This window comes from Sorangium sp. So ce726 (genome assembly GCF_051521405.1).
Lineage (GTDB): Bacteria > Myxococcota_A > Polyangia > Polyangiales > Polyangiaceae > Sorangium.
Window position 1 is genome coordinate 9,067,660 of record NZ_CP150349.1, and the last position, 20,030, is coordinate 9,087,689.

Sequence of the window (20,030 nt, forward strand, 5' to 3'; positions counted from 1 at the left end):
GACACCATGGCAAGGAGCAAAGAGGCGGACATTGCGCGGCTCTATCATCTCCAGTCCTCCCACGTGAGGTCGCGGCCGCTGGAGCCGCCGTTCGACGGGGATCTCCAGCCGCTCCGCTTCCGGACCTACGTCGGCGCGGAGCGCACGCCGCTGCCCGGGCGCGATTTCGCGATCGACGCCCCGCTCGGCGGGGTGCTCGAGCAGCGGCGGTCACACCGGGAGTTCTCCCTCAGGCCGATGTCCATCGAGACGCTCGGGCGGCTCCTTCACGCGAGCTACGGCGTCCGCGGCACGCGAAAGGTCGAAGGGGCGTGGTGCTGCGATCGCCCTGCGCCCTCCGCCGGCGGCCGGTACCCGCTCGAGATCTATGTCGCGACGCAGGCCGTCGAGGAGGTCCCGGACGGCCTGTACCACTATGACGCCAGCGCGCACGAGCTCGAGCTCCGCCGGACAGGCCTCGCGCACGCCACGCTCGCAGATCTCACGGTGGGTCAGGACATGATCCTGAACACCAATGTCGTGGTCATCATCACGGCGGTGCCGTTCCGCACGATGTGGAAATACGGCCAGCGCGGATATCGATTCCTGTGGCTGGATGCAGGGCACCTGGGCCAGAACCTCTATCTCGTCGCGACGGCCATGGGCCTCGGCCCGGTGGCGATCGGCGGATTTTACGACGAGGAGCTCAAGGCCTTCCTGGCGCTGCCGCCGGAGGAAGACACCATGTACGTCGTCTGCGTCGGTCAGCCCGCGCCGGCCGTGGGCCGGAACGGGCCTTAGCGTGCCTGAATCAGAAGCGTCGGAGAGCACCATGCCCAGCATTCGACTCAGCCGCTCGGCCAGCATCACGCCCACCGACGTGGGCGTCATCCTCCGCTCCGATCTCGGCACCTTCCAGCTCACCGGCCTGGACGTGAGCGCGTTCGTCGAGCGGATGGTGCCGCTGCTCGACGGGTCGCGCGACCGGGAGGCGCTCGTCGAGGCGCTCGCGGACTACTCGCGGCAGAGCGTGACGGCGTTCCTCAACCTGCTCGAGGCGCGCGGGCTGGTCGAGCCGGTGGCTGATCAGCCGCCGTCCGGCGACGGGGAGCGCCTCCGCGGGCAGCGCGAGTTCCTCCGCAAGTGGTCGTCGGCCCCGGAGCAGGCGGCGCAGCGGATCGCGAACGCGCGCGTGCTCGTGGTGGGCCTCGAGCCCTGGGGGGCCTCGGCCGCCCTGGCGCTCGCGGGGGCGGGCATCTCCGCGCTCCGCCTGATCGACGCCGGCGCCGTCGGCCCGCGCGACGTCGCGGTGGTCCGCGCGCGGGGGGAGGCGGCGCTCGGCGCGCCCCGCCGCGGCGCCGTGGCCGCGCTGCTCCGCGAGCAGGCGCCGCTCTGCCGGGTGGACGAGAGCTCCTCCGCCGCGCTGGAGGGGGACGACCTCCTCTCGCCGGAAGGGCGCCCTCACCTCCTCGTCGCGGCGGTGCGCGGCGACGACACGGAGCTCCTGGAGCGCGTCGCGCGGTTCGGCCATCGCGCAGGGATCGCCTCGCTCTTCTCGCACCTCGCGGGGACGACGGCCGTCCTGGGCCCCCTCGTCTTCCCGGGGAAGACGGCGTGCCGGGTCTGCGCGACGACCGAGGCGCTCAACCCCTCGCCCGCGGCGCGCTCCCTCGCCGAGGCCGCGCCGCACGCCGGCACGATGGGTCAGCTGCTCGGCCACCTCGTGGCGATGGAGGCCCTCAAGGTGCTCTCGGCGTACACGCCCTCCAGGCTCGGGGGCAGGTTCCTGATCCAGGACCTCGCGACGCTCGAGACATCGCACCATACGCTCGTGAGGCTGCCGTGGTGCAGGATTTGCGGCGAGGGATGACGCCCGGCTGGAGGTGCTCTAGCCTGCGGCCGTGAAGAGGCCTCCCCTTCCAGCCGCCTCCCGCATGGCCGACGCGCTCGCCGCCGGCGCAGCCCGGCAGCCGGACCGCCGGGCGGTCCTCGACCGGGCGGACGTCTCGCGCGCGCGGTCGTCGACGACGCCGCGCGCCCATGGCCCGGGCCTCGCGCCATGATCGGTCGAACCCTCGACGACCGCTACACGATGATCCGGCTGCTCGGCCAGGGCGGCATGGGCGCCGTCTACGAGGCCCGGCACGCGGGCACCGGCCGCCGCGTCGCGGTGAAGGTCATCCTCGGCCAGGCCGCGGACGACGATCTCGTCCGCCGCTTCCAGCGCGAGGCGCGCGCGGTCGGCGCGGTCGAGTCGGAGCACATCGCGCAGGTGTTCGACACCGGGCGCGACCGCGAGACCGGCGCGCCGTACATCGCGATGGAGTTCCTCGAGGGCGAGGACGTGCAGGCCCTCATCGAGCGGCTCGGCCCGCTCCCGGTCGATCTCGTGCTCCGCATCGGGCTTCAGGCGTGCCTCGGGCTCGAGCGCGCGCACGAGGCCGGCATCGTCCACCGCGACATCAAGCCGGCAAACCTGTTCCTCGCGAGGAAGCAGGGCGGCCAGCGCGTGATCAAGGTGCTCGACTTCGGCGTCGCCAAGGTGACGGACAACAGCCTCGGCAACGGCGGGATGACGAAGAGCGGCGCGCTCCTCGGCTCTCCCCTCTACATGTCGCCCGAGCAGGCGCGCGGCAGCGGCGCCATCGACGCGCGCTCGGACGTCTGGTCGCTCGGCATCAGCCTGTACCACGCCCTCTCGGGCCATCGGCCCAACGAGCACCTGACCGGCCTCGGAGAGCTCGTCCTGGCCATCTGCACGACCCCGGTGCGCTGGATCCAGGAGATCGCGCCCTGGGTGCCGCCGGAGGTCGCCCACGTGGTGCACCGGGCGCTGGTGATCGATCCGGCGGGCCGCACCGCGAGCGCCGGCGAGCTCGCGGCGGCGCTGCGCGCCTTCCTGCCGGGCGGCGAGGTGATCGTCGAGGCGATGCTCGTGCCGCTCGACGCCGCCACGCGCGCGTCTCGCGCCTCGTTCGGCGGCATCTCGGCCCCCCCGCACGCCTCGAGCGCGCCGTTCGGCGCCGCCCTGACCCCGCCGCGCGCGTCGAGCCCGCCGTTCGGCGCTGCCTCGGGCCCCGCGCACGCCTCGAGCGCGCCGTTCGGCGCCTTGACCCCGCCGCGCGCGTCGGCCGCGCCGTTCGACGCCGCGGGGCGCCCGTCGGGCGGGCAATCTGGACCGTATGCGCTGTCGGCCACGGCGCCCGCCACGAGCGTGCGGCTGTCGAACCGCCCCGAGCGTCCGGCGTCGCGCCCGCCCGTCGCCCTGATCGCTGGCGGCGTGCTGGCCGCTGCGCTCGCGGGCGGGGCGGGCGTCTACCTGGCGGTGCGCAGCGCGCCGCCGGCCGCGCCCGCGCCCTCGGCCGAGCCGGCGCCGCCTGCGCGCGCCGAGACCGAGCTGCCGCCTCCGTCCGCCGGCGTCGAGGCCAGGCCGTCCCCGTCCGCCAGCGCCGAGCCGCCGCGCGCCGACACGCCCGTGGATCCGCCGGCTGCGGCCTCGTCGATGCCCGCGGCGCTGCCCTCCGCTGCGACGACCGCGCGCCCCGCCGCGTCCGCGTCGGCGAGCGTCGTCGCTCGCCCGCCCGCGCCGAGGCCGTCTGCGGCCAGGCCGCCGCCCCCCAGGCCCCCGAGGAACGACGATGACGAGACATCGAGGAAATAGCCGCGTCGCGTGGTGTGTCGCCGCGCTCCTGTCGCTCTCCGCGGGTGTCGCCCGCGCGGAGCCGTCGGCGGACCAGGCGGCCGCGGCCGAGGCGCTCTTCCGCGAGGGGCGCGATCTCGTCGCGCAGGGCAAGCTCGCCGAGGCGTGCCCCAAGTTCGCGGCGAGCCAGCGGCTGGACCCGGGCTACGGCACCCAGTGGAACCTGGCGGACTGCCTCGAGCGTCTCGGCCGCACCGCGAGCGCCTGGGCGGCGTTCCGCGAGGCGGCGGACATGGCGAGCCGGGCCGGCCAGGCGGACCGCGAGGCGAAGGCGACCCGCCGCGCGGCCGATCTGGAGAAGAAGCTCGAGCGCCTCGCCATCACCGTGACCACGCCGGCGGACGGGCTCGTCGTGAGACGCAACGGCGCGGTCCTCGACGCCGGCGCGTGGGGCGCGCCGCTCCCGGTCGATCCGGGCAAGCACCACGTCGAGGCGACCGCGCCCGGAAAGAAGCCGTTCTCGGTCGAAGCGCAGACCGCCGGCCCCGGCCAGGTCGTCACCGTGGAGGTCCCGCCGCTCGAGGACGCCCCCGCGGCGACGGCAGCGACCCCGCCGCCCGGGCCGCTCGCTGCGCCGCTCCAACCGGCCGCTGGCGGTGACGGAGACAGCGGCGCGAGCACCCGCCGCACCCTCTCCTTCGTGGCAGGCGGCGTCGGCGTCGCCGGCGTCGTGACCGGCTCGATCTTCGGGCTGCTCGCCAGCTCGCGGTGGAACCGGGCGCAGGACGATCACTGCCGGACCGAGACGCTCTGCGACGCCCGCGGCGTGGCGCTGGTCGAAGACGCCAAGAGCGCCGCGAAGCTGTCCACCGCCGGCTTCATCGTCGGCGGGGTCGGGCTCGCGGCGGGCGTCGCGCTGTTCGTGACGTCGCTCGGCGACACGGAGCCCGCGGCGGCGCGGATCGTGGTCGCGCCTGCCGTCGGCACGACCGGCGGCGGGCTGGCGCTCCACGGCCGCTTCTGAGGCCCGGCCGCGCCCAGCGCCGCGGCGGCGGCCGGCCCCGCTGCGGGCCAGCCGCCGAGCCCGGGAGAGCGCGATGCGCCGCTCCCGGGCGAGCGCGCCTCACTCGTCGATCACGAACTCCACGCGGCGGTTCTTCGCCAGGCTCGCCGGGTCGGTGCCCTCGGCCACCGGCCTGTCCGACCCGAAGCCCTCGGCCGTGAGCCGACCCGGGCTGACGCCCTTCTGGATCAGGTACTTCCGGACCGCCTCGGCGCGCTGCTCGCTCAGCTCCTGGTTCAGCTCGGGCGTGCCGGTCTCGTCCGTGTGCCCCTCCACCCGCAGCCGCTCGATCTCGGGGTTCGCCTTCATGACGAGCGCCACCTGATCCAGGGTCTTGTACGACTCCGGCTCGAGCTCGGCCGAACCGGTCCGGAACCGGATGGTGTCCCGTATCACAAACTCGCCCTGCTCGTACGCGACCCGCGGCTCGCCCTTGTCGGGGCAGCCGTCGTCGTCCTCGACGCCGTTGATCGTCTCCTTCTCGTCGGGGCACTCGTCGTCCGCGTTCGGCACGCCGTCCTGATCGTCGTCGGCGTCCTCCTCGGGGCAGCCGTCGCTGTCGTAATCGGCGTCGCGATCCTCCGCGACGTCGGGGCACTGGTCGCGCTCGTCGTCGACGCCGTCGTGGTCCCTGTCGTGCGAGGTCGGCGTGTACTTCACGCCCGCGAACACGCGGAAGATCGGCACGCCGTAGCCGGCCAGCGCGCCGATCCCCGGACCCGCCGTGATCTCCCACTCCTCGCTCGGGTTGATCTTCACGTAGCCGAGCGCCTCGAGCGGCGTCTCCTCCTCGTTCAGATCGTCCGCGGCGATGCCGATGCCGCCGTTCGCCTCGGCGCCGATCTCGACCTTCCCGTTGATGCCGCCGAAGCGGTAGCCGAGCGCCGCGGCGTACGTCAGCTCGCTCGCCGCCTCGACGTTCGCGTACGTCGTCCCCTCGCGGATCGCGACGCCCGCGTTGACGCCGAACCTGAGGCCGGGCGCGAACCGGTGATCGAGCACGATGCGCGGCCAGAACACGACGTTGCGCGCGCCGCCCGCGAAATCGCCGGTGTGCGTCGGGACGCGCAGCTCGGCCACGAGGCCGAGGCCGATGGAGTCGCGGTCGTCGAGCAGGCGCAGCTTCGGCACGAGCCGGATGTCGCCGAGGCCCGCGAACGACGGGGAGCCCTCGCCCGACTGCGCGAGGAAGAACGGGATGTCGAGGCCGAGCGCGAACGGCTCGGCGATCGTGACCGACGCCATGAGATCGGCGCCCAGACGGCCGCTCACGATCTGGCTTCGCACCTCGCCGCCGCCCGTCGCGACGATCAGCGGGTTGCGCGCGTAGTTCAGGAACAGCCCGAACGCCCATGGATCGCCGGGCTCGCGGACGCCGGAGCCCTCCGTGACGACGAAGGCGTCGTGGGTGACAGCCGGCTTGAAGCGCTCGACGTCGATGTCCGTGGTCTGCGCCGACGCGGGCGTCACTGCAGCGAGGACCGCGCAGGCAGCGCAGGTGGTGGCGGCGAGGATCGGTGCGCGCATGGATCTCCTCTTCATCGGCCGGCTCCGGGCCCGCGGCGCGGGCGCCTCCGCAACCGGAGCGCGAGCCCGCCAGCGGCGAGCAGCGACAGGGCTCCCCCTCCGTACGGCGCGGGCCCCGCCGCGCAGGCGCAGGCGCCGCCCTGGACCGCATCACCCGGCGTGAGCTCCGGTTCGCCCGGGCCGCCCGCGCCGCTCGACGCCGCGCCGTCGACGCAGCGCCCGGTCGGCGCGCAGCGCAGGTCCGCGCCGCAAACGGAGGAGCCCGGCGAGCACGGGCCGCACTGCCCGCTGACACACACGAGATCGCCGCACTGGGCGTTCGACGTGCAGGTGTCGCCGGGCGTGGGGACGCACCGGTTATCCGGGGAGCAGTCCTCGTCCGCGTCGCAGTCGACATCGTCGACGCACGACACCGGCAGGATGCAGTCGCCGTCCACGCAGATGCCCCTGCCGGCGCAGTCCGCGTCGCGCGTGCAGCCGGAGGGCGGGACGATCACGTCGGGCACGCGGTCGCCGTCCGCATCGCCGGCCACGCACGGCGCGGAGAGGCCGATGTCGAGATCGCCCGGCCCGAGCGCCGCCGCGTCGTTCACCGACCGGAAGTACAGGTTCGCCTCGCACGACACGCCGACGCCCACGATGTCGAGCGCGATGGATGCCTGCGCGTACCCCCGCATCGCCTCGTTGATCAGCAGGGGGTCGACGTCCGTCCCTGCCTCGGTCGCGACCTGCGCGTCCGTCACGTCGACAGGCTCGTACTGCCCCGACGCCCCCGAGAAGGACCAGACCCGCACGAGCGTGCCGTCGCCCTTCACGCCGAGCACGACCTCGTAGCCGCCCGGCGACTCGTCGTTCGTGAACCGGTCGTCGATCCCCGCCGTCGCGGCGGTGCCGCCGGTCTGCCGGTTCCTGTCGGTGTCGATGAACACGAAGAGCGTCGCCTCCGCGCTGATCGCGGCCGTCTCCGACACATACCCGCGCACCCAGAACCGCCCGTCGGCGGCGACCGCGTACGCGGAGCGGAAGTCGATCGATCGCTCCGGCGCGTCGAAGGCCTCGCCGTCGCCCGCGACGTCCTCGTCGCCGTAGGGCCACCGCGGCTCCCCGCTCCTGTCGATCGCGACGATCTCGTCGAGCACCGGCGTCGTCCGCCCGCCCGTCCACGTCTGAGCGGACGAGCTCCTCGGAAGGAGCGCGACGCCGAGCGCCGCGCCCACAGCCAGCGGCGCGACCCACGAGCGCCCCCGCGCGCACCCATCTTTGTGTTGTGCCATGGCGGGGAGCATCCTCGCACAGGTCGCTGCAACCCTTACAAATGAAAGGCGATTCGCGCCCAGAGTGCGCAAGGGTGCGCGCCTGCAATACCATGCATCCACACCATCGTTCGCGCGCGAGCGTGGAGCGGGAGAAGCGCTCACCGTCGATGCGCTGTCGATGCGCCCACCCTCCTTGCCGATTGGGCAGCTGATCATCGCTCCTCGCCGCACGCACGACCGAAGCGCGGAGAGCACGGTAGAGGGTGATCGCGCGCGCCGGAGGCGCGGTCTCCACGCGTGGCGGCCCGGAGCGCCGAGCGACCGTGACGCGGGCGACCGAGCGCCCCTTCTTTTCATCACCGAGCGGCTCGCCGGGGGCCTCAGGGGCGATCACGTGGCTTGGCCACGCGCCCGGGTTCTGTAACTGTCCCGCGGTCAGTTACGCGTCGCTGCGCCGCCGTGGGCTCGGGGGGTCCGAGCGCTGGCGCCTGGCCTCGCGAGATGAATCTCTCTTCCGATCGAAGGAACCGCGATGCACTGCACACTCCAGAAACACCGCCCCGGAGCGTTCCGGGTGGCTTGCCTGCTGCTTGGATCGCTCGCCGCCGCGTGCTCGGACGAGGGCCCGACGCCGCTCGAGGGGAGCGCGTTCGACGTCGAGCGTTACGACCTCCAGGGCGAGTTCGACTGGGAGCGGAGCCGCCTCGTGGCGACGCTGGGCCTCACGCTGTCGCTCACGGGAGACGGCCCGAGGACGGTGGTCCTCGACAGCGCCGTCGCCGAGGTGAAGGAGGTCCGGCGGAAGGGCGGCGGGGCGCTCCCGCACGCGCTCGATCCGCAGCGCCAGGCGCTCGCGATCGACCTCTCGAGCGAGCCCGAGGCGATGAGCGGCGCGCCGATCGCGCTCGAGATCGACTACGAGGCGCTCTCCGGCGACGCCCTCCGCGCGGTGCCGGCGCGCATGGGCGATCCGGTCGCCGTGCGCGCCGTCTACACGGTGTCGGAGCCGCTCGGCGCGTCGCGGTGGATGCCGTGCCACAACGCGCCCTCGGACCGGGCCATCTTCTCGATCGCCATGCGCGTCGACGGCGGCGAGGCGCTGATCGCCAACGGTGATCTCGTCGGCGACGAGGATCTCGGGGCGTCGGGCCACCTCGTCCGGTACGAGACCGCCTACACGCTGCCGCCCTACCTCATGGCGTTCGCGATCGGCGACTTCGAGGTCGAGCGCGGGACGAAGGGTGATCTCCCCATCGCGGTCTGGCACCGCCGCGGGTTGCCGGGCGATCACGGCAGGATGGTGGACGAGCTCGCGCGCGCCATCGGCCGCTTCGAGGAGCTGCTCGTGCCGTACCCCTTCGAGAAGTACGCGCTCGTGCTCCTGCCGGACTTCTCCGTGGGCGGGATCGAGCACGCGAGCATCACCTTCCAGCGCGAGGAGCGGAGCACGCAGCCCGCGCTCTCCTCGGATCTCCTGCTCACGACGCACGAGCTCTCGCACCAGTGGTTCGGCGACCTCGTCACGGTGGAGACCTGGGACGACCTCTGGATCAAGGAGGGCATGGCGACGTTGCTCGAGCAGGAGGGCGTCCGCGTCTACACGGACGAGAGCGGCGCGGGGACGCTGAACGGCGACGAGCTCGGCCCCCGGGAGGGCGACGCCGTCCGCGATCCGTCGCTCGCGCCGGACGAGAAATACACGAGCGGCCCCTACGGCCGCGCCGCCTGGCTGCTCACCCAGATCCGCAGCCTCGCCGGCGAGGACGCGTTCTGGTCGGCGCTCCGCGGGGTGCTCGAGGAGCGCCGGTTCGGGACCATCGACACGGACGCGTTCCTCGACGCCTTCGCGCCGGCGCTCGGCCCGGAGGCGGCTGCGCGCGCGCGGCGCGCGGTCGTGGCCAAGGCGCTCCCGTGGCTCACGGTCGACCCCGCGCCCTCCGGCGGGGCGTTCGTGACGGTGAACGACCCGGAGGGCGCGCTCGTCGCGCCCCTGGAGCTCGCGTGGGTGGCCAGCGACGGCGCGACCCGCGTGCAGACGCTCACGCCCGGCGAGCGCGTCGAGGTCGCGCCCGCGCGCCCGGACGAGCTCCTCGTCGTCGATCCGCAGGACCGCCACCCCGAGTGGGCCTTCCTGAGCACCGACCGCGATCTCGAGGCCTACGCCGCGACGCTCGCTCCACATCGCGTCCCCGCGGACCCCGAGGGCGTCTCGCGTTTCCTCGACGTGGGCGGCGCGCACCAGCTCGCCGCGCTCCAGGACGGCCTGCCCGAGGGGCTCGCGCCCGAGGATTTCGAGGCGTTCGTCGAGGGCCTCGACGGCGAGGCGGCCCGGGCGGTATCGCTCGCCGCGGCGTGCGACGTCGCGTGCGCGCCGGGCCTCGACGCCGACGTCCGCGGCGCGTGGTCGAGCGTGCTCACCGGCATCTTGGCTGGAGCGCCTTACAGCTACGGCCTCGACTCCGTCGCGAGCTACACATCGTGCAGCGCCGTCGTGTCCCCCGAAGCGCTGTTCGCTGAAGACTGGTCCGCGCTCGAGACGGGGCTCGCCTCGGGCGGCGTCTCCGACCTGCGGCTCCAGTACCTGTCCAAGTTCAAGCTGCCGCCCGAGGCGGCGCTCCGCACCTGGGGCAGGGTCGCGCAGATGGCGAGCTCGGTGCGCGCGCGCGGGCTCGCGATCCGGCACCTCGCGACGTACGTGGGCGGGCTCGACCCGGCTGCCCTCTCCGTCTTTCGTGCCTTCTTCACCAGCGTGCTCGGCGGGACCGATGTCTCCGACGTCCTCGCCGCGGATCTCCGCGCCGTGGTGGCCTCCGCCGCGCCCACGGCGGCTGGCAACCAGGGAGCGCTGGACGGCCTCGCTCGGGTGCTCCGCTCGCCTGCGGCCCGCTCGGCCCACCCCGCCGCCGTCTGCGCGGCGTTCGCGTTGACGAGCGGTGACGAGCAGGCTTTCCGCCGCTTCGCTGCGGGGCTCGAAGGCGCCGACGTGACGGACACCGCCGCCGATCTGCTGCGGTCTCCCGTCGATTGCCTCTGACGCTCGCTCGCCGCGACATCGCATCTCCCCCCGCCGGCCTCGCTCCAGGGCGAGGCCGGCCCTCTGCGCCGCAACCGAACGCTGCTATGCTCCGCTGCCCATGTCGGAGCTCGTCCAACTTCTTCGCCAGAACGCCCCGATAGCTCGCATCGCCGAGCACCTCGATGGCCTGACGCACGAGGAGCGCCGCAGCGCCCTGTCGACCACGACGCGCGCGGATCAGCGGGCGCTTTATGCCGCCGCGAGCCACGCCCCCCCGCTCACGCTCGACTTCTTCGTCCCGGACGGCACACCGCGCCGCGTGGCGGTTCATCACGAGGGCAGGAACAGCCTTCCTCTCCCGTCCACATTCCGCTTCTTCGAGAAGCGTTTTGCCTTGCCCGAGGACGGCAGCGCTCGGCTCTTCGGTTACAACGAGGGGCTCACGCGTCCCTGGGTTGGCCCGGGCTTCTTCGTCGCGGTCCCGACGGCCGGCAATCCTGCGTGGCAGGAGCGTGGCGCCATCGTGATCGACTATTTCCAGGTCCCTGACGGCCCCGTACCTGACGGTTGGCCCCGGGTCGTCCCCAACAGCAAAGGGCTCCAGTTCTTCGTCTACAACGGCACCCGTGATTTCATGCGTCGGGTCTCGAAGGACGTGTCCATCGGCGCGGCGTTCAAGGGCGAGCGTTCGCTCGACCATTACTTCACGCTCTGCCGCTCGCCTTCCGCCTAGCCGTCACCAACGTGGACGTGGTCGTGGTCGTGGTCGTCAACGATAGGCCGTGAACGACCACGACCACGACCACGTAAACGTCCACGACCACGTAAACGTCCACGTAAACGTTCGGATGTAGGAGAACGCGGCACGAGGCTTGGTTAAACGCCTATGCCCCAGCTGGCTAGTTTGGCCGGCTCCCTCCGCCCAGCCGCGCCAGCATCCCCTTCCGCAGGAGCCCCACCTTGTTCCGCATCGCGGTCACTTGCTGCCGCATCCCGTCCGCCTGCTCGGCAAGGTCGACGATCCCCGCGGCCGTCGCCGCCTGGGCGAGGGCGCGCGCCTCGTCGGCGAGGCGCCCCATGCGCCCTTCCACCTCGTCCATCGCTGCCACCACCTCGTGGATCTGCTCCGGGGTCGTCGCCTCCCGCTGGCGCGCCGCGGTCTCCTGCACCAGCTGGTTGATGCTCCGTCCTTCCTCCCCGAGCGCCGCAAAGCGCTGAAACAGCTCCCCGAGCTGCTCCGCCCGCCGCTTGATCTCCTCGCCGCGCGCCGCGAGCGCCGTGGCGGTCGCCTCATGGCGATCCCGCGCCGACGCGATCGCCGCGATGAGCGACCCGAGCGCCATGCTCACGCGCTGCTGCGCCTCGGCGGCCTCGGTCGTCGACTTCGCCGCGCGCTCGATCCCCTTGCGTGTATCGAGGGTAAGCCGCCGCGCCGACTCCGCGAGCTCCTCGAAGCGGACGAGCTCACGCTCGAGCGCGTGCGCCGCTTCTGCGAGCTCGCCCCCGCCCTTGCCGTGATCGTCCTTCCCGCCCCCGCGGCCATTCTTCTCGCGCTTGTTCACATCGCACTCCCTGCGCTGCTTGTCCCACCTCCCGGGAGGCCCCGCCGTTTCACCTGCAAGCGAGTTTCGGACCCGTGTACTGTATCAAAACGGCGTCTCGTACGTCGAACGCACCTCGGAGGAACGGATGCGAAGCGCGTGGCTCGTCCTCGTCGGAGTTCATGCCCTGCTGGGCTGCGGGGCGGCGCCACGGAGAGAGCCGGCCGCCGACGCCGACCCCACGCACGTCGGGGTCGCCGCCCCGAGCGCTGTCCCGGAGGGCTCGACCCGTGAGGCGCGCGCCGCCCTGCGCTCGCCCGAGGAGAAGGAGCGCGCCGCCCTGCGCCCGTCCAGGAGCACACGCGCCCGCGACACCGCGCCCGAGGCCCCCAAGCCGCGCGCCCCGATCCCGCTGTCCGACAAGACGAGCACGCCTGTCCGCTCCGCTGGGAACGCTCCTCCGCCCGCCCGCTCGCCCATCAAAGAGCGCGCCCCGATCTCCCGCCCCACCCCCATCCCCCTCCCCGGGAAAGGCAGCGCCGCGCGCTCGATCGAGGCCGATTGCAAGGCGCTCGGCCCGGAGGTCCAGAAAGCCTCGAGGATGATCGAGGTGCTCCGGCAATCCGACCTGAACACGCCGCCCGACGTGCTCGAGAGGATCGCGGATCGGCTCGACCTCTGGGCCAAGGCGCCCGCGGCCCAGGCCTCCGATCCGGAGCTCGCCCAGAGCGCCAAGGACATCCGGGAGAGCTTCGCCCGGACCGGCGCCGCGACCCGCAAGCTCCAGGCGTCGCTCGGCACACACGATCGCAAGAAGGCCGGTGTCGCCCGCGCCGGCCTGGAGCGGGAGCTCGACCAGGACGCCAAGGCCGTGAGGGGCATTGCCGCCCGTTGCAAGAGCAACCCCTATGAGCCGATCAAGGGCAAAGCCCACATCCCGCCTCACGTCGTGCGGAGCGTCGTCCAGGAGCGCTTCGGCGAGATGCGCGCTTGCTTTGAAAAGGGCCTTCGCCAAAACCCCAAGCTCCAAGGGCGGCTGCCCGTACACCTCGTCGTCGATGGCGAAGGGAAGGTCACCTACGCGGGTGACGCCGACCGCCCGCCTGAGGACGCGCCGCTCCTGATTGCGCTGCCCTCGCCCGGCGCGACGCCGCCGTCGTCGCCCGCTCCCCCGCTCCGCGACGCCAAGGTCGTCGGCTGCGTGCTCGACGTCTTCCGCGGCCTCCGATTCCCCTCCGCCGCAGATCGCAAGAGCGTTGCTACGGTGGTCTATCCCGTCGTCTTCGGTGTGGACGACAACCGCTCTCCAGCGACCTCCTCCAGGTGACGCACAGCGCAATCGCGGCAGCGAGGCGCTGGCCCCTTGCCGTCCGAGCGAGGCCGGCGCCAAGCACGCTCAGCCTCACTTGCACCACTTGCAAAGTTATTTCCTTCTCAAGGGCCAAAGGGTAAGCATTCCGCCGATGAAGCTCTCGCTCACCGAGCTCCAGGACATCCGCCGCACGCTCGCGGCGCGCATCGTCTTCGGTCTCTCCACGCCCGGCACCGAGATCGCCGCGCTCCCTGCCTACCTCGCGCCGCCGCCGGGAGGGATGACGGGCCGCGCTGTGGTGGTCGATGCTGGCGGCACGAACCTGCGCGCCGCCATCGTGGAGCTCTTGCCGGGCGGCGAGTCGCGCATCATCGCCGGGCCCGAGCCTGCGAAGTTCCCGGGCGGGCCGGAGTTCGCGGGCGACGCCTTCTTCGACGTGCAGGCGGAGCTGGTCGAGCGTCTGGGCGCCGTGCATGGCTTGCCGGTGGGGTACTGCTTCTCGTATCCGTCGGAGACGCTGCCGTCGCTCGACGCGCGGCTGCTCCGCTGGACCAAGGGCGTCCAGGTCGCCGGGGTCGAGGGCACCAGCGTGGGCGAGCGGCTCGGCCGGGCGCTCAGCGCGCGGAGGCTCCGCCCCGGTCCGGTCCGGGTGCTGAACGACACGGTGGCGAGCCTGCTCGGGGGTGCCTTCGCGCACGGCGGGTCGCAGCCCGCGGCGTACATCGGGCTCATCGTGGGGACGGGGACGAACATGGCCACGTTCCTCCCCGCCGGCCGGATCCCGAAGCTCAAGACGGGTCACTTCGTCGCGCCGATGGCGGTCAACCTCGAGAACGGAAACTTCAACCCTCCGCACCTCCAGCCGTTCGACGCGGAGCTCGACGCGAGCTCCGAGAACCCCGGCGCGCAGCGGTTCGAGAAGGCGGTGTCCGGGGCCTACCTGCCCCGGCTCTTCGGGCGGCTGTGTCCGGACCACGCCCCGCTGACGAGCTCCGCGGATCTCGTGCGGCTCCGCGAGGAGGGCGCTGAGGAGGCGCGGCGGGTGGCTGGCGACCTGCTCCAGCGCTCGGCCGACCTCGTGGCGGCGGGGCTCGCGGCCGTCACCGACGTGCTCGATAGCCCTCCTGGGGTCGGCATCCTCGCGGAGGGCAGCCTCTTCTGGGGCGATCCCCGCTATGCGCCGCGGGTGCAGGAGACGATGCGCGCCCTCGTTGGCTCGCGCGTCGAGCCCCGGGTCGCCCGTCTCGAGCACGTCAACCTCATCGGGTCGGCCTGCGCCGCGCTGTTCGCCTGATCGGCCGCGCGCCGCTTCCCCGCGCCGCTCGCTGCGCGGCGTGGGAGGCGCCAGGCCCTTGGGCGCGCAAGCTGCTCGGCCAGGTGGGAGCACAGGGATGCCCGGGGATCTTCGCCATGTCCCGCCTTCGTGGGACCGGCCAAGCGCGACCACGCCCGCGCCCGCCAGGCTGCGCGGCGTCCCCGTGGGCGGTCCGGGGCGGCAGGATCACACATTTCTGGCCGAATCCGTTTTTTGCGACCACCATGACGCAGCGTTGACCCCCTGGGAGGAGCTTGGCCGGTGATGTGTGAAACAACAGCGCGCTTCGGCTCGACCGGACCGGTCGGGCGGGTGGGGCGCTTCCGGTCGTCGCGGGCGGGCCCCGGTGGCCGGAATGGCTATTGTCTTTAGAGACATGCTCCCGTCGAACCGCAGACTCGCGTTCCGCAGGCAGCCGCACCTGCTCGACGACACCGGGAGCGTCGGCGTGTGGATCACGCAGCCGGCGGGCATGGTCGTTCAGCTCTTGCGGGAGACGGTAGCGACCGGTGAGGCCGCGCGGTTCATCTCGGTCGACGCGTACCAGAAGCTCGTGGGCGTCATGCGCCCGGGGGAGCGGGCGTTCTTCATCTACGACATGGCGCTCATGGTGCGGTACGAGAGCGAGGCGCGCGTGATCCTGACCCAGTGGGGGCTCAACGTGCGCGACAAGATCGAGCACATCGTCGTCCGCCCGCCCCCGGAGATGAACAAGCTCGGACGCATGGGGATCCAGACGATCGCGGCGGCGATGAGCCTGGCAGGGGTGCAGCTCGACATCGTCGACGACCTCGAGCCGTTCCTGCGCGAGCAGAACCTTCGGCCTCGGATCAGCCTGACCTGAGGGGGCCTCGCCGGGAGCCCGACCCGAGGCGTCAGCCAAGCCTCGCGCCGCGTTCTCCTACATTCGAACGTTTACGTGGTCGTAGACGTTTACGTGGTCGTAGACGTTTACGTGGTCGTAGACGTTTACGTGGTCGTGGTCGTGGTCGTCAACGATAGGCCGTGAACGACCACGACCACGACCACGTAAACGTCCACGTTCACGTTGGTGGCGGATGGTGGGGTGGAGGGAGACGTCGAGACGGGCTTCGAGCCCTGAGGGCGGGAATCGCGCCGGGCGTCAGTGCCCGCCGCCGGTGCCCTTGATGTCCAGCTGAGGACGGGAGGGGTGCGGCCAGTCGAGGTGGAAGAACTTGCCGCGCGGCTGATCCGTGCGCTCGTAGGTGTGCGCCCCGAAGTAGTCTCGCTGAGCCTGCAGGAGATTTGCAGGCAGATGGGGCGCGCGATACCCGTCGTAATACGACAGGGCCGACATGAACGCAGGCGCCCAGACGCCGTTCTGCGCGGCGATCGACACCACCTTGCGCCAGTTCGCCTGCCCCTGCTTGATCTGATCGTTGAAGTACGGATCGAGCAGCAGGTTCGTCAGGCCAGGATTGCGCGTGTACGCCTCCGTGATCTTCTGGAGGAAGCGGGCGCGGATGATGCAGCCGCCGCGCCAGATGCTCGCGATCGTGCCGAAATCAAGCGTCCACTTGTACTCCGCCTGCGCCGCCGCCATGAGCTGGAAGCCCTGCGCGTAGGCGCAGATCTTCGAGCAATAGAGCGCGTCGCGGATCGCCGTGATCGTCCCCTGCCGGTCCACGACCGGGGTCGGGGTCGGGCCAGAGAGGTGCTTCGAGGCCTCGACGCGCTCGTCCTTCAGCGCAGAGAGGCAACGGGCGAACACCGCCTCCGCAATGGCGTTCGCAGGAATGCCCATGTCGAGCGCATTGCTGCTCGTCCACTTGCCCGTGCCCTTCTGCCCCGCCGTGTCGAGGACGAAATCGACGAACGGCTTGTCCTTCTGGACAGGGTCCTTCTGCTGGAGGATATCGGCGGTGATCTGGATGAGGTACGAGTCGAGATCTCCGCTGTTCCACTCGGAGAAGACCCGAGACATCTCGTCCTTCGACAACCCGAGCAGCCCGTCGAGGAGCGTGTACGCCTCGCAGATGAGCTGCATGTCGATGTACTCGATGCCGTTGTGGACCATCTTCACGTAATGGCCCGCGCCGTTCGGCCCGATGTACGCCGTGCAGGGGACCCCGCCCTCCACCGGCTTGCCGGGGGACGCACCCTCGATCGGCTTGCCGGTCGCCGGATCGACCTTGGCGGCGATCGCGCGCCAGATCGGCTCCAGGTGCTGCCAGGACGCGGGATCGCCGCCGGGCATCAGCGAGGGGCCGAAGCGCGCCCCCACCTCGCCGCCGGAGACGCCCGAGCCGAAGAACTTGCACTGCTTCGCGTACTCCTGCTCCCGGCGGATGGTGTCGGTCCAGAGCGAGTTGCCCAGATCGACGACGATATCGTCCGGCTCGACGCCCGCCTCGATGAGCTGCTTGACCACCATGTCCACAGGCGGACCGGCCTTGACCAGGATCACCGCCTTGCGCGGCTTCTTCAGCGCGCGGACGAAATCCTTCAGCGTCTCGCAGCAGACCAGGCCGCCGGGCGTGCTCGGGTTCCTCGCGACGAAGTCCTTCGCGACCTGCACCGTGCGGTTGTACACGGCCACCTTGAACCCGTGGTCGGCCATGTTGAGCGCGACGTTCTCGCCCATGACGGCCAGCCCGATCATGCCGATGTCGCAGCTGGATGTGGCATCATTCATCCCGGTTCTTCTCCTTCACACGTGGCTCTTTCGCCGTCAGCGACCGCTGCGCTGCGCGGCCAGGACGACGGGTCAGCAAGCCGCGAGCCGCGAAACGCAGGCCGCAGGCCCGCGCGCCGTCGATCTCGCTGGGTCGGCTGGGAGCCACGGGCGCGCATTCTGAGCAGGCCGGCGGCGCGGCGTCCAGTGCGCTCGTGTGCCATGGTACGCTCTCGCCGATGCGACCGGGCCCGGCGCTCGCAGGCCTCCGTTCGCGCGCCCTTTCGACGCGGTCGCGGCGCTCGCGGCGCTCGCAGCGCCAGCGCGCGAGGCGAGCGCCGCGAGCCGCCTGGCCGCATGGCAGGCGCTCGCGGAGCACGCGCGGGCGGCCTCGACGCCGTCCACCTGAAGCTGAAGGGCGACGTCGAGCCGTCGATCCGGTGACCGACCGCGACGCCGGATGGGCAGCGGCGAGTGGCCGCGGCTCGCGCCGTTCGGCGACCTTGGCCTCTACGGCGGCGCCGGCCCGGTGCGCTACGCCTTCTCCGCGGATCCTGCGGTCCCCAGCGTCGGGCGCGAGGTCGACGAGGCGACGAGGATCGCGCTCTCCGGCGATGTGTCCGCGGGGCTCCGGCTCCGCTTGACTTCGTACCTCAGCCGGCTCCGCCGCTCACCGAGCTGTCCTACAACGTGGAGGCGATCGGCCAGGGTATCCTATCCAGCATCCGCTCGACCAGACGATCTACACGATCGGTCGCAAGCTCGATATCGGCGGGTTCGACGTGTCCCACGGGCCCCGGCTGCTCACGGTGCTCGTGCTCTGATGCGGCGCTTGCGCTCGCGCTCCCCTGGCGCGCGCCTGCCTGTCGGACAGTGCCACTGACGATGTCGATGTGTCTGTCGTGAAAAACGATCAGAACGGACGGGCGCCACGCCGCCGCCGGAGGGCCCTTTGACCCCTGAAATCACGGGGGTTTCTCGCCGACGACGATCGGTCGAGACGCCCCGCGAGCGGGGCGCGTGGCATCCAGCAGCGCAGGACGCGCGGCCTGCGCAGATCTGGCGCAAACACAGACCAAACTCAGACATAGAGCAGATATGGCGAGCGCTCCCTACATCGTGAGTTCGATGTGGGCAGTCTTACAGCCATAGAGTTTGCAAAGTTTGCAAGTTAACGAGTGCGGTCGTCCGACCAAGTGGTGTAACCTCGTTCGACGCGGGTGAGACTATGTCGCTGAACTTCAACGAGGGGATGCTGTTCGCTGGTAGGTACCGCGTCGTGCGCAGCATCGCGACGGGTGCGATGGGGGCGGTCTACGAGGTCGTCCACGTCGAGACGGATCGGCGGCGGGCGCTCAAGGTCATGCACCCACACCTCGCCGAGAACCCCGAGTTCCACGCGAGGTTCAAGCTCGAGGCGCGCATCGCCGCGCGCATAGCGACCGAGCACATCGTCGAGGTGTTCGACGCCGGGATCGACCTGGACACCGGCATGCCGTTCCTCGTGATGGAGCTGCTCCGCGGCGAGGAGCTCAGCAAGCGCGTCCGCCGCGGCGGGCGCTTGCCGCCGGAGAACGCCATCGCCTACCTGCGCCAGACCGCGCACGCCCTGGACAAGACGCACGCGGCCGGCGTGGTCCACCGCGATCTGAAGCCCGCGAACCTCTTCCTCGCGGCGAGCGACGACGACGACGAGATCCGGATCAAGGTGCTTGACTTCGGCATCGCGAAGCTGGTCGCCGAGACCGCGGTCGAAGGGGCGAACACCGCCGCCCTCGGGACGCCGCTCTACATGGCGCCCGAGCAGTTCAGCGGCGAGACGATCACGCGCGCGGTCGACCTCTTCGCGCTCGGCATGATCGCGTACACGACCCTCGTCGGCAAGGCCTACTGGCTGAACGACATGCGCGAGTACAGCAACTCGCTCGCGTTCGCGGTGATCGCGATGCACGGCCCGCAGGAGCCCCCGTCTGTGCGCGCGGAGAAGGAGGGGGTGAAGCTGCCCCCGGGCTTCGACGCGTGGTTCGCGAAGGCGACGGCGCGCGAGCCCGGGGCGCGCTTCCCGACCGCTTCGTCCACGGTGGAGGCGCTCGCCGAGGTCTTCGACATCGCCCCCATGACGGTCAGGTCGTCGCGCCTGGCTGCGCTGGAGACGCCGATCCCGCGGTATAGCCACGTCAGCCAGGGGCCCGGGTCGTCGATGCCGGTGGCCGCCCAGTCGTCCAGCACGGGCGTGGAGACCCGGGTCGGCACCGGCACCGGCGCCGGCACCGGCACCGCGGCGGCGCCGCGGAGCCGATCCGCGCTCGCCGTCGCGGCCATCGCCCTGGTCGGCGGCAGCGCCATCGCCCTCGCCGCGTTCACCAAGGGCGGGTCCCCGGCCCCCGGCAACGCCGAGCATGCGCAGGCGGCGCAGGCAGCGGCCGCCGCGCCCCCCTCCACGCCGCCCGAGGCCGCCCAAGGCGCAGCCCGCCTCGAGGCGTCCGGCACGCCCAGCTCGACCGACCTCGCGGCGTCTGCGATCCCCGCCGCCGCGCCGCCCGCGAACAGCAGGCTGGGGATCGCTCCCGAAGTGCTGGCGAGCGCGAAGGCGTCACCGGCGCCGCGCACCCCGGCGCCGCCGCCCGGCGCCTGGCGCAGGATCGCGCCGACCGCCTCCCCCGCCCCTGCGGCGAAGCCCAAGGAGCGGGAGTCGCTCTACGGGGCAGACTGAGCGCCGCGCCGACCCACAACCCGCTGATTTTTT

At 72.0% G+C, this 20,030-nt stretch carries 14 protein-coding genes; 10 read left to right on the plus strand and 4 right to left on the minus strand.

Annotated features, from left to right (window positions below):
* Positions 1–6 precede the first annotated feature (6 nt).
* From WME79_RS33555 to WME79_RS33570, 4 genes are all read left to right on the plus strand, one after another.
* Positions 7–780, plus strand: a complete 774-nt coding sequence (locus tag WME79_RS33555; protein ID WP_437523119.1) for a SagB/ThcOx family dehydrogenase — start codon at positions 7–9, stop codon at positions 778–780.
* A gap of 31 nt (positions 781–811) precedes the next feature.
* A complete protein-coding gene (locus WME79_RS33560; RefSeq protein ID WP_437523121.1) occupies positions 812–1,849 on the plus strand; it encodes a TOMM precursor leader peptide-binding protein in 1,038 nt (345 codons plus the stop codon).
* 189 nt (positions 1,850–2,038) lie between these two features.
* The gene (locus WME79_RS33565) at positions 2,039–3,640 is read left to right on the plus strand and encodes a protein kinase domain-containing protein (RefSeq protein WP_437523123.1); all 1,602 of its coding nucleotides are present in this window, start codon (positions 2,039–2,041) and stop codon (positions 3,638–3,640) included.
* Positions 3,618–4,643, plus strand: coding sequence for a hypothetical protein (locus tag WME79_RS33570; RefSeq protein ID WP_437523125.1), 1,026 nt, complete (start codon positions 3,618–3,620; stop codon positions 4,641–4,643). The genes WME79_RS33565 and WME79_RS33570 overlap by 23 nt, the downstream gene beginning before the upstream one ends.
* Positions 4,644–4,742: 99 nt before the next feature.
* Here the strand turns inward: WME79_RS33570 and WME79_RS33575 are convergent, their stop codons facing one another.
* A complete protein-coding gene (locus WME79_RS33575) occupies positions 4,743–6,209 on the minus strand; it encodes an OmpA family protein (protein WP_437523126.1) in 1,467 nt (488 codons plus the stop codon).
* Between the two features lie 11 nt (positions 6,210–6,220).
* Entirely contained in the window at positions 6,221–7,483 is a 1,263-nt protein-coding gene (locus tag WME79_RS33580) for a hypothetical protein (RefSeq protein ID WP_437523127.1), read from the minus strand.
* A gap of 514 nt (positions 7,484–7,997) precedes the next feature.
* On the opposite strand from WME79_RS33580, the gene WME79_RS33585 reads away from it, so the two are divergent.
* A complete protein-coding gene (locus tag WME79_RS33585; RefSeq protein ID WP_437523129.1) occupies positions 7,998–10,499 on the plus strand; it encodes a M1 family aminopeptidase in 2,502 nt (833 codons plus the stop codon).
* Positions 10,500–10,599: 100 nt separating this feature from the next.
* Positions 10,600–11,214 (plus strand): hypothetical protein, encoded by a 615-nt coding sequence (locus WME79_RS33590; protein ID WP_437523131.1) that lies wholly within the window; start codon positions 10,600–10,602, stop codon positions 11,212–11,214.
* Between the two features lie 166 nt (positions 11,215–11,380).
* Here the strand turns inward: WME79_RS33590 and WME79_RS33595 are convergent, their stop codons facing one another.
* Complete coding sequence (locus WME79_RS33595) at positions 11,381–12,043, minus strand: hypothetical protein (RefSeq protein ID WP_437523132.1); 663 nt, start codon at positions 12,041–12,043, stop codon at positions 11,381–11,383.
* Positions 12,044–12,170: 127 nt separating this feature from the next.
* On the opposite strand from WME79_RS33595, the gene WME79_RS33600 reads away from it, so the two are divergent.
* The 3 genes from WME79_RS33600 to WME79_RS33610 all read left to right on the plus strand — a co-directional run bounded on the left by WME79_RS33600 (position 12,171) and on the right by WME79_RS33610 (position 15,493).
* On the plus strand, positions 12,171–13,349 hold the full coding sequence (locus WME79_RS33600; protein ID WP_437523133.1) for a hypothetical protein: 1,179 nt from the start codon (positions 12,171–12,173) through the stop codon (positions 13,347–13,349).
* A gap of 136 nt (positions 13,350–13,485) precedes the next feature.
* Positions 13,486–14,628, plus strand: a complete 1,143-nt coding sequence (locus WME79_RS33605) for a hypothetical protein (RefSeq protein WP_437523134.1) — start codon at positions 13,486–13,488, stop codon at positions 14,626–14,628.
* 397 nt (positions 14,629–15,025) lie between these two features.
* Positions 15,026–15,493 (plus strand): hypothetical protein, encoded by a 468-nt coding sequence (locus WME79_RS33610; protein WP_437324019.1) that lies wholly within the window; start codon positions 15,026–15,028, stop codon positions 15,491–15,493.
* A 279-nt stretch (positions 15,494–15,772) separates the two neighbouring features.
* Here WME79_RS33610 and gndA read toward each other — a convergent pair whose 3' ends face one another.
* A complete protein-coding gene (gndA, locus tag WME79_RS33615) occupies positions 15,773–17,305 on the minus strand; it encodes an NADP-dependent phosphogluconate dehydrogenase (RefSeq protein ID WP_437523136.1) in 1,533 nt (510 codons plus the stop codon).
* Between the two features lie 1,207 nt (positions 17,306–18,512).
* Here gndA and WME79_RS33620 point away from each other — a divergent pair.
* Positions 18,513–19,997 (plus strand): serine/threonine protein kinase, encoded by a 1,485-nt coding sequence (locus WME79_RS33620; RefSeq protein ID WP_437523138.1) that lies wholly within the window; start codon positions 18,513–18,515, stop codon positions 19,995–19,997.
* Positions 19,998–20,030: the final 33 nt, after the last annotated feature.

What these genes read in the sequence shown, in the direction of transcription:
- WME79_RS33620 (WP_437523138.1), top strand. Translation starts at nt 18,513, where the DNA reads ATGTCGCTGAACTTCAACGAGGGGATGCTGTTCGCTGGTAGGTACCGC.
- gndA (WP_437523136.1), bottom strand. Translation starts at nt 17,305, where the DNA reads ATGAATGATGCCACATCCAGCTGCGACATCGGCATGATCGGGCTGGCC.
- WME79_RS33570 (WP_437523125.1), top strand. Translation starts at nt 3,618, where the DNA reads ATGACGAGACATCGAGGAAATAGCCGCGTCGCGTGGTGTGTCGCCGCG.
- WME79_RS33600 (WP_437523133.1), top strand. Translation starts at nt 12,171, where the DNA reads ATGCGAAGCGCGTGGCTCGTCCTCGTCGGAGTTCATGCCCTGCTGGGC.
- WME79_RS33590 (WP_437523131.1), top strand. Translation starts at nt 10,600, where the DNA reads ATGTCGGAGCTCGTCCAACTTCTTCGCCAGAACGCCCCGATAGCTCGC.
- WME79_RS33580 (WP_437523127.1), bottom strand. Translation starts at nt 7,483, where the DNA reads ATGGCACAACACAAAGATGGGTGCGCGCGGGGGCGCTCGTGGGTCGCG.
- WME79_RS33565 (WP_437523123.1), top strand. Translation starts at nt 2,039, where the DNA reads ATGATCGGTCGAACCCTCGACGACCGCTACACGATGATCCGGCTGCTC.
- WME79_RS33560 (WP_437523121.1), top strand. Translation starts at nt 812, where the DNA reads ATGCCCAGCATTCGACTCAGCCGCTCGGCCAGCATCACGCCCACCGAC.
- WME79_RS33605 (WP_437523134.1), top strand. Translation starts at nt 13,486, where the DNA reads ATGAAGCTCTCGCTCACCGAGCTCCAGGACATCCGCCGCACGCTCGCG.
- WME79_RS33585 (WP_437523129.1), top strand. Translation starts at nt 7,998, where the DNA reads ATGCACTGCACACTCCAGAAACACCGCCCCGGAGCGTTCCGGGTGGCT.
- WME79_RS33575 (WP_437523126.1), bottom strand. Translation starts at nt 6,209, where the DNA reads ATGCGCGCACCGATCCTCGCCGCCACCACCTGCGCTGCCTGCGCGGTC.
- WME79_RS33555 (WP_437523119.1), top strand. Translation starts at nt 7, where the DNA reads ATGGCAAGGAGCAAAGAGGCGGACATTGCGCGGCTCTATCATCTCCAG.
- WME79_RS33610 (WP_437324019.1), top strand. Translation starts at nt 15,026, where the DNA reads ATGCTCCCGTCGAACCGCAGACTCGCGTTCCGCAGGCAGCCGCACCTG.